Here is a 12,736-nt window from a genome sequence, read left to right as displayed (position 1 = left end):
ATGGTAAAAATTGCATGGATTTTGCGCTATATCCTGTCAAAACAGAAGCCTGATGCGATGCATACGCAAGATTATTCGGTAAATATGCTACCTGCTGACAACTTCTTCCATTTCATTTGCCAGCGTACCTGCTTCGGCCTGAAACAAGCCGGGCTGTGCGACGCCGATGACACCGCTGGGCTGGACCTCGCCGGTATTGATGGGCGCTTGACTGCGTGCGCGGCGCGCGATCCCGATCAGTGCGACCACCAACGCCGATACTGCGATCATGATCTGCAACCCTCGGCCACCCGCAAGCGCGATCATGTTCGGCCCGATCAGCATGCCGAACACCTGCCCCAGCTGCAACAAAAACGCCATTGTGCCGCTGGCGGGCACGATCTGCCCCGGCGTAAGTTGGTCATTGGCGTGGGCGGCTAGGATGGAATAGACAGGCAATGTCGCGCCTGCGATTACCGCAAAACCGATCACGGTACGGGCAGGCGAGGTGTCTACCACCATCCACATTGCTGCGATCACGGCGATCAGCGACAACCCGATGACCACATAGCGCCGGTCGGTATTGTCGGACATCCAGCCCAACGGGTATTGCACCACGGCCGCCGCCAACATAGCGACCACCAACGCGCCTGACGCCTGTGCCTGACTGAATCCCTGCGCCAACGCATAGAGCGGCAGGGAGATGAACCAGGCCGAAACGGCCGAGCCCATGATCACGATCCCCAAAACGGCCATCGGCGATACCGCAAAGAGCCGCGCCGCAGGCATGCGGTCCGGTGCCGAATAATCCGGTGCGCGATTGTTCGACAAGAGTAGCGGGACGATCGCCAGCGACATCAGGATAGAAATGGTGCCAAAGAGTAACGATCCACTGGGATCGGGCAGACCGACCATCGCCGTGCCGACAGCGGGACCGGCCAGTTGGATGATGAAGTAGACCGATAGGATCTGCGCGCGCAACGTGTTGTCGGCCTTGGCATTCAGCCAGCTTTCGGTGACGACATAAAGCCCCGGAAAGCAGGCTCCGGCCAGCAGGCGCATCGCACTCCAGCTGACTGGATCAGAGGTCAGCAGATGCACAATTGCCGATGTCGATACCAGCGAGGCGAGGGCGGAAAAGACACGGATATGGCCCACTTTTTCGACCAACCGTGGCGTCACGATCGTCCCGGCCAGCGCACCCAGTGGATAACAGGCATGCATGACCGAGATCGTGAGATCGGAAAACCCCAACGCATCGCCACGGATGGTGAGCAATGTAACCAGCAACCCATTGGCTACCATGAGCATCAACATCCCAAGGAAGAGGGCCCAATTCTCGATAAGTGCGCGACGCATTTCGCCCTCTCGGGTTGTTTATGCTGCAACCTGTCATGGCCTGATGTTGCGGCTCGCGCCTGTTACCGACACGAGCGTCGCGGATGAGGTATGCTGCGTCGCAATGCAAAATGCCGCAGATGCAAAATGCCTTGCGCGCGACCGCGCAATTTAATAGCAACTAGGCGATGTTTTCCGCAATTTCCTTATCCGAAAGGCCCGCACCATGAGCTTTCGCCTGCAACCCGCTGCACCTGCCCGCCCGAACCGCTGTCAGCTATTTGGACCGGGATCCAACGCCAAGCTGTTTGAAAAAATGGCTAAGAGTGCAGCGGATGTGGTGAACATTGATCTGGAGGACTCTGTCTCTCCGACGGACAAAGACAAAGCCCGTGCTCAGACGATCGACGCAATCAACACGGTGGATTGGGGCAACAAATATCTCAGCGTGCGGATCAACGGCCTGGATACTGGATGGTGGTACCGCGACGTGGTCGACCTGCTGGAACAGGCAGGCGACCGGCTGGATCAGATCATGATCCCGAAAGTGGGCTGTGCAGCCGACATTTATGCCGTTGATGCACTGGTTACAGCGGTGGAACGCGCCAAGGGCCGTACCAAGCCGCTGAGTTTCGAGGTGATTATCGAAAGCGCGGCTGGCATCGCGCATGTCGAGGAAATCGCGGCGGCCAGTCCGCGATTGCAGGCGATGAGCCTAGGTGCTGCGGATTTCGCCGCCTCGATGGGTATGGCGACAACGGGTATCGGTGGAACTCAGGAAAATTACTATATGCTGCACGAGGGGCAAAAACACTGGTCCGATCCGTGGCACTGGGCGCAGACAGCTATCGTTGCGGCGTGCCGTACGCATGGACTGTTGCCCGTAGATGGACCGTTCGGGGATTTTTCCGACGATGATGGGTTTCGCGCGCAGGCGCTGCGGTCCGCTACGCTGGGCATGGTCGGCAAATGGGCGATCCACCCCAAGCAGATCTCGCTGGCCAACGAGGTATTCACCCCGACAGAAGCGGCTGTGGCGGAAGCACGTGAAATTCTGGCGGCAATGGAAACAGCGAAGGCCAATGGCGAGGGTGCGACCGTCTACAAGGGGCGTCTGGTGGATATTGCCTCGATCAAGCAGGCCGAAGTGATCGTAAAGCAAGCTGAGATGATCGCGGCGACCTGACTAAGGTGTAATTTGATCGAGCGCGCCCGGAGGGGCGCGCCCATTGTCATCATTTGCGCCCGCGCAGGTTGGGCTGCCGTGACTGGCGTTGTGCGAACCGATGGCGCGCGCTGGGGTATTTTTGCCAAGAAAAAGCAGAGTGTTGGCGCTTGTATGCTGGGGCGGCGCGTCTCATATATCGCGAGAGCAGCGAAGAGGGCAGCATGACCGGGTTTCGGCAAAGATTGGATGCGTTTCTGGACCGGGCGGATGTCCGAAGAGTGATCATCGGGGTGATTGTGTTTAACGCGATCATATTGGGGCTGGAAACGGCGGATACGGTCATGGACCGTTTCGGCACATTGATTACGGCGCTCGATACGGCCTGCCTGATTTTCTTTGTCGTTGAAATCGCGGCCAAGCTGGTGGCGCGGGGGGGGCGATTCTTTCGAGAAGGCTGGAGCCTCTTTGATCTGGTCATTGTGGGAATCTCTCTAGTTCCGGCGGGGCAGGGGCTATCGGCGCTGCGAGCCTTGCGGATATTGCGGGTGTTGCGGGTGATTTCGGTCGCGCCGAGCCTGCGCAGGGTGGTCGAAGGGTTCGTCACCGCGCTGCCGGGCATGGGATCGGTGTTCCTGCTGATGGCGATTATCTTTTACATCGGGGCGGTGATTGCGACAAAACTTTTTGGCGCGGCCTTCCCGCAGTGGTTCGGAACGCTGGGGCGCTCCGGGTATACCCTCTTTCAGATCATGACGTTGGAATCGTGGTCGATGGGCATCGTGCGCCCCGTGATGGAAGTCTATGTCTGGGCTTGGGCGTTTTTCGTACCGTTCATCATGGTGACGACTTTCGCAGTAGTGAACTTGCTGGTGGGTCTGATCGTCAATTCGATGCAGGATGCGCACCATGCGGAGGACACCGCCAACACTGATGCCTATCGCGATGATGTGCTGGGACGTCTGGACGCCATCGACAAACGGTTGGAGACGATGGCGCACCGAGACGCCGGGAAGTGATTGTACCAATCACATTTGTTGAATTGACGTGAGACGAATGCCGCCTAGTCTGCGCTCAGATGATGCGTGGAGCGCGACATGAACCGACCTGCCCCTTTGATGAACCCGGTTTTGATCGCCGCCTGTGTCATTGTCATGGTTTCCTTCTCGATCCGTGCGGCCTTTGGCGTGTTCCAGATCCCCATCGCCGAAGAGTTCGGCTGGCTCCGGGCAGAGTTCAGTTTGGCCATCGCCATTCAGAATCTGGCTTGGGGGATCGGTCAGCCGTTGTTCGGTGCCCTGGCCGAGAAAATCGGTGATCGTAAGGCCATCGTGATGGGGGCGCTCGTCTATGCGGCCGGACTGGTGTTGTCGTCTTTTGCCGTCACGCCGGGTGAACATCAGGTCTATGAGATACTCGTCGGTTTCGGCATCGCAGGCACCGGGTTCGGCGTTATTCTGGCTGTGGTCGGTCGGGCCAGTTCGGACGAGCATCGCTCAATGAGCTTGGCGATTGCGACCGCTGCTGGCTCTGTCGGGCAAATCTTTGGTCCGCCGTTGGCCGAAGCGCTATTGGCTGTGACCAGTTGGCAGATGGTGTTCGTCATTTTCGCCGTGATGATCATGGCTGTGTTGATGGTATTACCGTTGATGCGCGCGCCCGCCCGCACCGGCTCCCCGCAGATCGAGGAAAGCATGGGCGCAATTCTGGGCAAAGCGTTGCGCGACCCCAGTTTTGCACTGATCTTCCTCGGGTTTTTCAGCTGCGGCTATCAGCTGGGCTTTATCACTGCGCATTTCCCGGCATTTGTGACCGAGATGTGCGGTCCGATTGATCCGGGTGGAATGCTGTATGGGATGGGGGTTACCAGCACGTCGGCGTTGGGTGCAGTTGCGATTTCTGCCATCGGGTTCGCCAATATCGCGGGTACGCTGACAGCGGGGTATCTGGGTAAGAGATATACGAAGAAGTATCTGCTTGCTGGGATATACACGCTGCGTACCTTTATTGCTGCGGCATTTATCATGACGCCGATCACACCTGCGACGGTGTTGCTTTTCTCGGTCGGCATGGGGTCGCTCTGGTTGGCAACTGTGCCGTTGACCAGCGGGCTGGTCGCGCAGCTTTATGGGTTGCGCTACATGGGCACGCTGTATGGGATCGTGTTTTTCAGCCATCAATTGGGTAGCTTCATGGGGGTCTGGCTGGGCGGGCGGATGTATGACGCCTTCGGGGACTACAACGCGGTATGGTGGATCGGCGTCGGTGTCGGCGCGTTCAGCGCGATAGTGCATCTGCCGGTCAAGGAAAAGCGGCTAGTGGCGGCGTAAATCCGGCTTTAGCCCGGCGTCCTGTCCGGCCGGATGAGATGATCGCGCAGGACGGCCACGACGGCGTCATCGTCGGTATAGGGCAGGGTATGGCCCGCCCCATCAATTACCACGCTTGTGGCGTGTGGATTCAGAGCCGCGAGCGTGTCACGGCCAACGAGCGGAATCACGTCATCCTCTTCGCCCCAGATGGCAAGCGTCGGCACAGCGGCGGTGGCGATCACGCGGTGCGCATCGTCCAGAGGGGCATCGAGTATACCGCGCAAGGATGACAGCACAGCAGGCAGGAAGCCACGATCATTGATCTGACTCACCTGCACATCCGTGATACCGGCGATTGAACTGGGTATGCTGCGTTCAGCATTGCAGGCACGCCGCATTGAGCGTGCATAGACCGTCAGCATCAGCCATTTACCCAGCAAGCCGGTATTGGCGATGATCCGTGAGGCCGGGCCGAGGTCGTGGCCTAGCCCGGCGGGCGCGATCAGCACGATCTGGCGTAGTTGGTCTATATGACGCGCGGCAAAGGCGGGCACGATTGCGCCGCCCATAGAGTAGCCCAGCAGCGTGATCTTGGGGTGGGTGCCTAGTTCGGATAGTAACTCTTCCAGTTGGCGGGCAAAGAAATCGGCATCTTGCAGGCCGCGCGCCCGGTCCGACAGACCGCGCCCGTAGAGGTCATAGGTCAGGACGCGAAACCCCATGTCGACCAGCGCATCGGCGATCCGGTCCCAGACCAGACTCGGAGTGGTCAATCCATGCACGCAAACGGCGATGGGTGCATCCACTGGCCCCCGCCACCGATAGTAAGTGGTCCCGCGCGACAGGATGGCGAAATCGCCCGGGGCAGTGTCCTTTCGCGCGGATGAGATCGGGGGGCGCAGCGCCTCGCGAAGGAAGGGAGCAACGGCGATACACGCGAGCAGCCCGAGCAGCCAATTCATGTTGCCGCTTGCCACGCGTCCAGAATGTAACGGCTTGTTATCAGGTCCAGATGCGCGCCGCCGCCATTCTTGAACAGGGTGATCTCATCCTCGGACTTGCGTTTGAATTTTTCCGGTTCATAGTAATCAGCCTGCAGATCGCTGCGGGCGATCACACCCGCCTCCAGCGGGATCTTGATTTCGCCGATATGGCCAACCGTGGTGTCGTAGCTGTCCACGAAGATACGCGCGCGGGTCAGGGCTTTATCGTCCACTTCGCGCATGTCGGGGCGGTAGGCGCCAATGAGGTCGATATGTTGACCGGGCTGGAACCAGTCGCCACACATCACTGGCTGTGTGCTCATCGTGGCGGAGGTGACGATATCGGCATCGCGGATTGCGGACTGCAGATCGTCGGCGACAGCCAATCCGGGACAGTCCTCTACCATCGCTTCCGCGTTTGCGCGGGTGCGGTTCCAGACGGTGAACGTGGCGTCCGGGAAGCCAGCGGAATAAGCCTGCCACAGGTTGTGGCCAACGGTGCCTGCCCCGACGATCAGGATATGTTTGCTGTCCGGGCGTGCGAGGCGGCGCGCGGCACACAGGCTGTCGCCTGCGGTTTTCCATTTGGTCACAAGGTGAAAGTCAATGATCGCCGCCAGCGTGCCGGCCGCATCGTCGAAGAGGCTGACCGCGCCGTTGATCATGGGCGCGCCCTTATCGGGATTGCGCGGAAAGATGGTGGCGGATTTCACCGCAAGTCCCATGCCGTCGATCCAGGCCGACCGGCTGAGCAGTGTATCGGGGTCTCGGTAGAGAAAAGTATCGCCAATCTCGGCTTTTGGCAGAAGGTGCCCGTGTTCGAACGCATCACACAGACCCAGCCAATCGAGGTTGGTCTCGCCTTCGTCAAAGGGGATCATCGTGATGCTCATTTCGCTTGCTCCTCGGTCAACAGTCCAGCGTCGACCAGACACTGCGCAAATCCAGCGGGACTGTCAAAGAGGTGGGTCTGCCATCCGCGGGCGCGTGCGGCGGCGATATTGTCGGCCCGGTCGTCGGTGAATAGCAGCCGGGACGCCGGGATACCGCAATCATCCTCGACGGCGGCGTAGATCGCAGGGTCGGGTTTAATCAAGCCCATCTCGCCCGAGATATAGTGGCGATCAAACGAGGTTAGAAACGGAAACGCGGCGCAACTGACAGGAAAGTTTTGCGCGCCGAAGTTTGACAAGGCAAAGACGGGTATGCCGTTGGCCTTGAGCGCCGCCAGCAACCGAACCGAATGAGGAATGGATGGTTGCGCCAGATCGCTCCAGTTATCGCGTACCATTCTGATCGCACTTTCCCAGCCGGGATAGGCCAGCGCCATACTCTCTACCGTGGCAGAGAAATCGGCCCCGGCATCTATACGGTCCATCATCTCGTAAAACGGTACATCGGCAAAGAAAGCCTTGCGCGCTATCGTGCCGATCTGTGCATCAAAGAACCGCTCGGGCTGCCATTCAATCAGCACATTGCCAATGTCGAAAATCACTGCATCACTTAGCATGCGTTACCTGCGCGGTTGGGGTCGGGGCAGTGTGGAACCGTTGGTTTCGCTCCACAGAAGGTAAAAACCCGACCCAATAATCAATGCGATGCCCGCCCAGGCGTTTGGCTGAGGCCAAGTTCCGAACACCGTCACCCCCCACATGATCGCCAGCGGCATGGCGATGTATTCAAACGGCGCGGCAAAGGCGGCCTCGCTCAGGCGATATGCCTGACTGACAAGAACCCCCCCGACGACCCCGGTGATCCCGAGCATGATGATGATGACAATATCGTCGGGTTCCAGTGGCTGCCACGCCCGCAGCAGGAACGCGAGCGACGGATGCGCAGAGTCAGCATAACGCCCATCGCCCAGTAGCAGCCCAAAGGTGGAGCTGGCGACGATAAAGGTCAGCAGGATGTAGAACGCCATCGTAGCGGCGCTTTCGGTTGCGCGGATGCGCCGGGTTATCATGTGCATCGACCCGTACAGGATCGCGGCCAGCGCGGGTAGAAACGAGGCCACCTGAAAGGCCGATGTCCCCGGCTGCACAATCACCAGCACCCCTGCGAACCCTATCGCAATGGCCACCCAGCGGCGCGGCGCGACTGTTTCGCCGAGCACCAGCACTGACATGACCGCGATCGCCATGGGCGATACAAAGAAGACCGCAATTGCATCTGCGATGGGCATGGCTGCGAGCCCCAGAAAAAGGCTCATGTTGGCAAAGACGACGAACGAGCCGCGCAGCAGGTGCGCGCGCAGGCGTCGGGTGCGGATCAGGGAAAACCCACCGTTGAAAGGCATGATGAAACACAGGAAAAACACCATGCCCACCACCGAGCGATAGAGCACGACCTGATGCAGCGCGTAATGGTCGCTCAGGAACTTTATGCCCATGTCGTTGAACGAAAAACACACCATCGCAGCCAACGCAAAAAGCGCGCCGATGCTGTTGTTCCGCTTGACCATTTCGGCCGTCATAGCATGCCTTTGGGGTTGGAGGAGGCGCGAAATGCACCGTGTTGCCAATGCCCAGAAAGCGTGAGTGTACGAAGATTGTAAAGCCTTTGTCGGCGTTTGCGATCAGTTCTCTGCGCGCAACGCAGTCGCGATCGCGTTGAGGTGCCTCGCATCGGTGCCGCAGCAACCGCCAAAAACCCGCAGATTTCTATGGTCTGCGGAGAGTGCCGCGATCTGAACGCCTAGGGCTTTGGGATCGCCAGCGTCCAATTTGGTTGCTGCATCCAGTTCTGCATGGCTGCAACGCGAGGCATTAACCACGATACCACCAAGTCTTTGCTGCCACGCGCCGCCATCGAGCACATGTGCAAAATGTTCGGGGTGGGCGCAGTTGATCATGTAGAATGCTGCACTGCCGTCAGTGGCGTCATCACAGGCCGCCATGGCATCGCAGAGTGCCATGCCATCCGGCAATCGGCCGTCGGTTTCGACCGTGAAGGAGAGGACCACGGGTGTTTCCGCAGCCTGAGCTGCGCGCGCGATCCCGATCGCTTCTGCGACATAGGTCAATGTGAACGCTCCGATCATGTCCACACCGCGCAGCGCGTTGATCTGTCGGGTGTGATAGGCGCATGCAGTATCGGCATCCATCTGTTCAGAGGGGGCATAGGCGTCATCGCGTGGGCCGATATTGCCGCTGATCAATACATGGTGCTCGCTCGCCGTGCGGTCCTCGCGCAGGAGTGTGACCGCCTTTGCATTGATCCTGTCCAATGCCTCGGCATTATATCCCAGCGCGGCGGCGCGATCAGTGTTTGCCATCCAAGTCGGTGTTTCAAGAATCGCGCCCATTCCGTTGGCCGTGGCTATTGCGATTTGTGCCTTGGCGTAGCGCCGCAGCAGCGCACGCCCGTCCTCGGTTTCGACCTTTGGATAGAGGCTGAACTCTGGCAGGTCGATGCCGTGATTGAAGATCAGATCGGTTTCGATACCGACGTAGCTGAGGTAGAGTAGCTCTGGGCGTAGCAGCGGAGGCATGGTGTCTGATCCTTGTTTGGTGACACCTCAATACCACAAATCTAGACAGACGTTGCGCGCAGGGCCCGTTCCAACGCATCCAGAAACCGCGAGCGGTCTGCCTTGGTGAACCCTTTGCCGCCGCCCTGACGAAACGGGTCTACCGCGCGAATGTCTGCCATCAGATCACGGGTGGCGAGGATGTTGCCGATGTTTGCTTCGGTTAACGCTTCGCCGTTGTGCTTTAGTACGCGGGCACCAGCGGCCACGCATTTGGCCGCCAGAGGGATATCGCCGGTGATCACAACATCACCGGATCCGGCGCGATCAGCGATCCACATATCGGCCACGTCGGGGCCATCGGGTACGATCACATTATCCACCAGAGGATTTTGCGACGGGCGCAACCCACCATTCGAGACGATGAACATCTGCACCTTGTGGCGGGTGCCCACGCGTTCGACCTCTTCCTTTACAGGGCAGGCATCGGCGTCGACATAGATGGGCATCGCTGGCTCCTGATTGGGACGAGAAAACTCTTCGGATTTTCTGCCGTCATTTTCTCCGGCGAAGAGAATCGCAAGGGGATCACGCGGGCTTTTTCCCTTCGGCACGGGGCACTTTGTAGGCTTCGGGAATGGGCATGCGGTTGAATGCATCCAGACCAGCGATCTTATAGGCCTCGGCGAGGGTGGGATAGTTGAACGTGTTCTGCACGAAGTAATCGACCGTGCCCTTGAGGTTCAGAACCGCCTGCGCGATGTGAATGAGTTCGGTTGCGCCTTCGCCAACGATCTGCACGCCCAGAACGCGCCGCGTCTTGAGCGAAAAGAGCATCTTTAGCATGCCATGCTCCAACCCCATGATATGTCCACGGCTGGTCTCGCGGAACCGGGCAACGCCGACTTCGTAGGGAATGCCACGTTCCTGCATCTCTTCTTCGGACATGCCGCAAGTGCTGATTTCGGGAACGGAATAGATACCATATGGGAACCACGGGCTTTCGGGCAGGGTCGGCGTGTCTAGCGCATGACATGCGGCAACGCGCCCTTGCTGGATCGATGCCGATGCAAGGCTGGGATGTCCGATGACATCGCCCGTCGCGTAGATATGCGGCACGGGCGTCTGGTACGTCTTGCGGTCCACTGACAGGCGGCCACGGTGATCGGTTTTCAATCCCGCCGCCGTTACGTTCAATTTCGCAGTGGCCCCCATGCGTCCGGCGGCAAAGAGCAACATTTCACTGCGCACGTGTCGTCCGTTGGCGAGCGTGATTTCGACATGATTGCCGGCGTCCTCGATGGTCTCGATCGCCGACGCGAGCCGCAGGTCGACACCGTTCTCGCGAATCTGGTGCGTGAAATCCTGAATCAGCGTGCGATCAATGAAGTCGAGAAAACTATCGCGCGGCTCGATCAGTGTCACGCGTACGTCAAGCGCCGAGAACATTGTGGCGTATTCTACGCCAATCACGCCAGCGCCAACCACGGTCAGGCTGCGCGGGATTGTCGCCAGTTCCAGAAACTCGTCGCTGTCCACGATGGTCGTGCCGTTGAATGGCACATTTTCGGGGCGGTAGGTTTGGGTGCCAGTGGCAATGAGGAACCTGTCTGCCGTCAGCTTGGTCACGTCGCCAGCTTCTGTTGCCACCTCAATGTCGTTCGGTCCGGTAAAGCGCGCCAACCCGTTCAGCGTATCGACATGGTTGCGATTGAACTGGTGTTCCAGCACATCGACTTCGTAATCCAGCGTTTTGTGCAGCCGCGCCTTGAGATCGCCAGCGTCGATGTCATCTTTGACACGGTAAGAACGTCCATAAAAACTGCGCTCGCGCCAGCCCGACAGATTCAATACCGTTTCGCGCAGGGTTTTAGACGGGATCGTGCCGGTATGAACAGACACGCCGCCCAGCCGATCCTTGCGGTCTATGACAAGAACCCGGCGTTTCAGCTTGCCAGCCTGAATTGCGGCAGAGCGGCCCGACGGGCCCGATCCGATGATGATCAGGTCGTAATGCGTCATGCGTACAGCGCCTCGGCGTGGAAGGCGATGTGATCCTCTATGAAGCTTTGGACAAAGAAGTAGCTGTGATCATAGCCCGGCTGCATACGGATCGTCGCCTGTTGGCGGCGCGCCATTGCGGCTTCGGCCAGTGTTTCAGTCTTTAGCAGATCGGCAAACTGATCCTTAGTGCCTGTATCGGTCAGCACAGGTCCGTCAAAGCCGCGCTCGCGCATCACGAGGCTGGCGTCATGGGCGGCCCATCCGGCCTCATCATCGCCCAGATACGCACTCAGTTGTTTGCGGCCCCAGTCGCTGCCAGTGGTGTTGCAGATCGGTGAAAAGGCCGAAACGGATGTGTAACGTCCGGGCAGCCCCATCGCCAGTGTCAGCGCGCCGTGCCCGCCCATCGAATGGCCAGTGATTGCCTGCCGATCCCCGTCAATCGCGAAATTCCCGGTGATCAGAGCAGGCAGTTCGTCGGCGATATAATCCCACATCTTGTAGTGCGGCGCCCAGAGGTCCTGTGTCGCATTCACGTAGAACCCGGCACCCTTGCCCAGATCATATGCCTCGTCATCGGCCACTGCATCGCCGCGTGGCGACGTGTCGGGAAAAATCAGCGCGATCCCCTGTTCCGCCGCCCACCCCTGAGCGCCGGCCTTGGTCATGGCGTTTTCATGGGTGCAGGTCAGCCCCGACAGATACCACAAAACGGGAACCGGACCGTCGCGCGCCTCGGCTGGTAAGAATAGACCGAAGGTCATGTCACATTTACATGCATCGGAGGCATGGGAATAGACGCCCTGTACCCCGCCAAAGCAGGCATTTTCGGATTTGGTTTGCATGGCTGTCTCCTTGTAGTGAAGAGCAAGTCTTCGGTCTTTGCGACAGCCTATATCATCGCTGCGAGAATAGGCAATTGCGCGGGGCAGCCGTATCAGGACCGAAAGGACAGGACAGAGTGCAAGGTAATCTGTTCGCGCAGGGGGCTACCAAAAAAAGGTTGGGTCGGTTGGCTTGACCGGAACGCGTGCGATGTGATTGCTTCGTGGCGTTTAGTAAAATTGAAGGAGGTTTACCGTGTCGAAACAATATTTTAGCAGGATATTATCCGCGGCTGTGTTTCTTGCTCTGACGGCGCTACCGGGCCATGCGCAGGATTCGGATGGTTGTTACAATGCGTCTGGATGTGTCTCGTCGTCGTCGAAATGGTCGGGCAACAAATTGATTACGACGATCCACAACAAATGCGCGGGAGGCATTTATATCAAGGTTTGCACCCGCCGCACCAAGGGTAAGCCCGATTGCGGCGCCAGCCATGTCAACGGTCGGAGCAAGTATACCTTCAGCGGCTACAATGCTCACAGCAGCGGTGACGCTCGCTACACTTGGGTGGGTTCCATGCGCAGCAGCAAGGATTGGGTCTGTACGGGCAAGGTGAGCGGTTGGCACGATTCGCTATTCTGAAGGTCCTATGCCGACATCC

13 protein-coding genes are annotated in these 12,736 nt (G+C 58.8%); 4 read left to right on the top strand and 9 right to left on the bottom strand.

Going from position 1 to position 12,736, the window contains the following annotated elements; all coding sequences use genetic code 11:
- Positions 1-87 precede the first annotated feature (87 nt).
- Complete coding sequence (locus N7U68_RS09695; RefSeq protein WP_263048976.1) at positions 88-1,338, bottom strand: MFS transporter; 1,251 nt, start codon at positions 1,336-1,338, stop codon at positions 88-90.
- Positions 1,339-1,543: 205 nt separating this feature from the next.
- On the opposite strand from N7U68_RS09695, the gene N7U68_RS09690 reads away from it, so the two are divergent.
- The 3 genes from N7U68_RS09690 to N7U68_RS09680 all read left to right on the top strand — a co-directional run bounded on the left by N7U68_RS09690 (position 1,544) and on the right by N7U68_RS09680 (position 4,812).
- The gene (locus N7U68_RS09690) at positions 1,544-2,503 is read left to right on the top strand and encodes an L-malyl-CoA/beta-methylmalyl-CoA lyase (RefSeq protein ID WP_263048975.1); all 960 of its coding nucleotides are present in this window, start codon (positions 1,544-1,546) and stop codon (positions 2,501-2,503) included.
- A 203-nt stretch (positions 2,504-2,706) separates the two neighbouring features.
- Positions 2,707-3,501, top strand: a complete 795-nt coding sequence (locus N7U68_RS09685) for an ion transporter (RefSeq protein ID WP_165196011.1) — start codon at positions 2,707-2,709, stop codon at positions 3,499-3,501.
- Positions 3,502-3,579: 78 nt separating this feature from the next.
- Positions 3,580-4,812 carry an MFS transporter gene (locus N7U68_RS09680; protein WP_263048974.1) on the top strand — a complete coding sequence of 411 codons (1,233 nt, stop codon included), beginning with the start codon at positions 3,580-3,582 and terminating at the stop codon, positions 4,810-4,812.
- Between the two features lie 8 nt (positions 4,813-4,820).
- Here the strand turns inward: N7U68_RS09680 and N7U68_RS09675 are convergent, their stop codons facing one another.
- The 8 genes from N7U68_RS09675 to fghA all read right to left on the bottom strand — a co-directional run bounded on the left by N7U68_RS09675 (position 4,821) and on the right by fghA (position 12,095).
- A complete protein-coding gene (locus tag N7U68_RS09675; RefSeq protein ID WP_263048973.1) occupies positions 4,821-5,756 on the bottom strand; it encodes an alpha/beta fold hydrolase in 936 nt (311 codons plus the stop codon).
- Complete coding sequence (locus tag N7U68_RS09670; RefSeq protein ID WP_263048972.1) at positions 5,753-6,670, bottom strand: ornithine cyclodeaminase family protein; 918 nt, start codon at positions 6,668-6,670, stop codon at positions 5,753-5,755. The genes N7U68_RS09675 and N7U68_RS09670 overlap by 4 nt, the downstream gene beginning before the upstream one ends.
- Positions 6,667-7,287, bottom strand: coding sequence for an HAD family hydrolase (locus tag N7U68_RS09665; protein WP_263048971.1), 621 nt, complete (start codon positions 7,285-7,287; stop codon positions 6,667-6,669). The genes N7U68_RS09670 and N7U68_RS09665 overlap by 4 nt, the downstream gene beginning before the upstream one ends.
- 3 nt (positions 7,288-7,290) lie before the next feature.
- Positions 7,291-8,250, bottom strand: coding sequence for a DMT family transporter (locus N7U68_RS09660; protein ID WP_165196021.1), 960 nt, complete (start codon positions 8,248-8,250; stop codon positions 7,291-7,293).
- Between the two features lie 102 nt (positions 8,251-8,352).
- A complete protein-coding gene (locus N7U68_RS09655) occupies positions 8,353-9,267 on the bottom strand; it encodes a homocysteine S-methyltransferase family protein (protein WP_263048970.1) in 915 nt (304 codons plus the stop codon).
- Positions 9,268-9,308: 41 nt separating this feature from the next.
- Positions 9,309-9,755 (bottom strand): YaiI/YqxD family protein, encoded by a 447-nt coding sequence (locus tag N7U68_RS09650; RefSeq protein WP_263048969.1) that lies wholly within the window; start codon positions 9,753-9,755, stop codon positions 9,309-9,311.
- 79 nt (positions 9,756-9,834) lie between these two features.
- The gene (gene sthA, locus N7U68_RS09645; protein ID WP_263048968.1) at positions 9,835-11,268 is read right to left on the bottom strand and encodes a Si-specific NAD(P)(+) transhydrogenase; all 1,434 of its coding nucleotides are present in this window, start codon (positions 11,266-11,268) and stop codon (positions 9,835-9,837) included.
- Positions 11,265-12,095: an S-formylglutathione hydrolase gene (gene fghA, locus N7U68_RS09640; protein ID WP_263048967.1), complete on the bottom strand. Its 831-nt coding sequence runs from the start codon at positions 12,093-12,095 to the stop codon at positions 11,265-11,267. The genes sthA and fghA overlap by 4 nt, the downstream gene beginning before the upstream one ends.
- Positions 12,096-12,330: 235 nt before the next feature.
- Here fghA and N7U68_RS09635 point away from each other — a divergent pair, with 235 nt between their 5' ends.
- Positions 12,331-12,717: a hypothetical protein gene (locus N7U68_RS09635; protein ID WP_263048966.1), complete on the top strand. Its 387-nt coding sequence runs from the start codon at positions 12,331-12,333 to the stop codon at positions 12,715-12,717.
- The last annotated feature ends 19 nt before the right edge of the window (positions 12,718-12,736 follow it).

Origin of the sequence: Roseovarius pelagicus (assembly GCF_025639885.1) — a bacterium.
GTDB classification, from domain to species: Bacteria; Pseudomonadota; Alphaproteobacteria; order Rhodobacterales; family Rhodobacteraceae; genus Roseovarius; species Roseovarius pelagicus.
The sequence above is the reverse complement of the archived record's forward strand: the minus strand, read 5'-3'. Positions and strand labels throughout refer to the sequence as shown.

Excerpts from the sequence above, each read along its gene's own strand:
- N7U68_RS09695 (WP_263048976.1), bottom strand. The coding sequence starts at position 1,338 with ATGCGTCGCGCACTTATCGAGAATTGGGCCCTCTTCCTTGGGATGTTG.
- N7U68_RS09690 (WP_263048975.1), top strand. The coding sequence starts at position 1,544 with ATGAGCTTTCGCCTGCAACCCGCTGCACCTGCCCGCCCGAACCGCTGT.
- N7U68_RS09685 (WP_165196011.1), top strand. The coding sequence starts at position 2,707 with ATGACCGGGTTTCGGCAAAGATTGGATGCGTTTCTGGACCGGGCGGAT.
- N7U68_RS09680 (WP_263048974.1), top strand. The coding sequence starts at position 3,580 with ATGAACCGACCTGCCCCTTTGATGAACCCGGTTTTGATCGCCGCCTGT.
- N7U68_RS09675 (WP_263048973.1), bottom strand. The coding sequence starts at position 5,756 with ATGAATTGGCTGCTCGGGCTGCTCGCGTGTATCGCCGTTGCTCCCTTC.
- N7U68_RS09670 (WP_263048972.1), bottom strand. The coding sequence starts at position 6,670 with ATGAGCATCACGATGATCCCCTTTGACGAAGGCGAGACCAACCTCGAT.
- N7U68_RS09665 (WP_263048971.1), bottom strand. The coding sequence starts at position 7,287 with ATGCTAAGTGATGCAGTGATTTTCGACATTGGCAATGTGCTGATTGAA.
- N7U68_RS09660 (WP_165196021.1), bottom strand. The coding sequence starts at position 8,250 with ATGACGGCCGAAATGGTCAAGCGGAACAACAGCATCGGCGCGCTTTTT.
- N7U68_RS09655 (WP_263048970.1), bottom strand. The coding sequence starts at position 9,267 with ATGCCTCCGCTGCTACGCCCAGAGCTACTCTACCTCAGCTACGTCGGT.
- N7U68_RS09650 (WP_263048969.1), bottom strand. The coding sequence starts at position 9,755 with ATGCCCATCTATGTCGACGCCGATGCCTGCCCTGTAAAGGAAGAGGTC.
- sthA (WP_263048968.1), bottom strand. The coding sequence starts at position 11,268 with ATGACGCATTACGACCTGATCATCATCGGATCGGGCCCGTCGGGCCGC.
- fghA (WP_263048967.1), bottom strand. The coding sequence starts at position 12,095 with ATGCAAACCAAATCCGAAAATGCCTGCTTTGGCGGGGTACAGGGCGTC.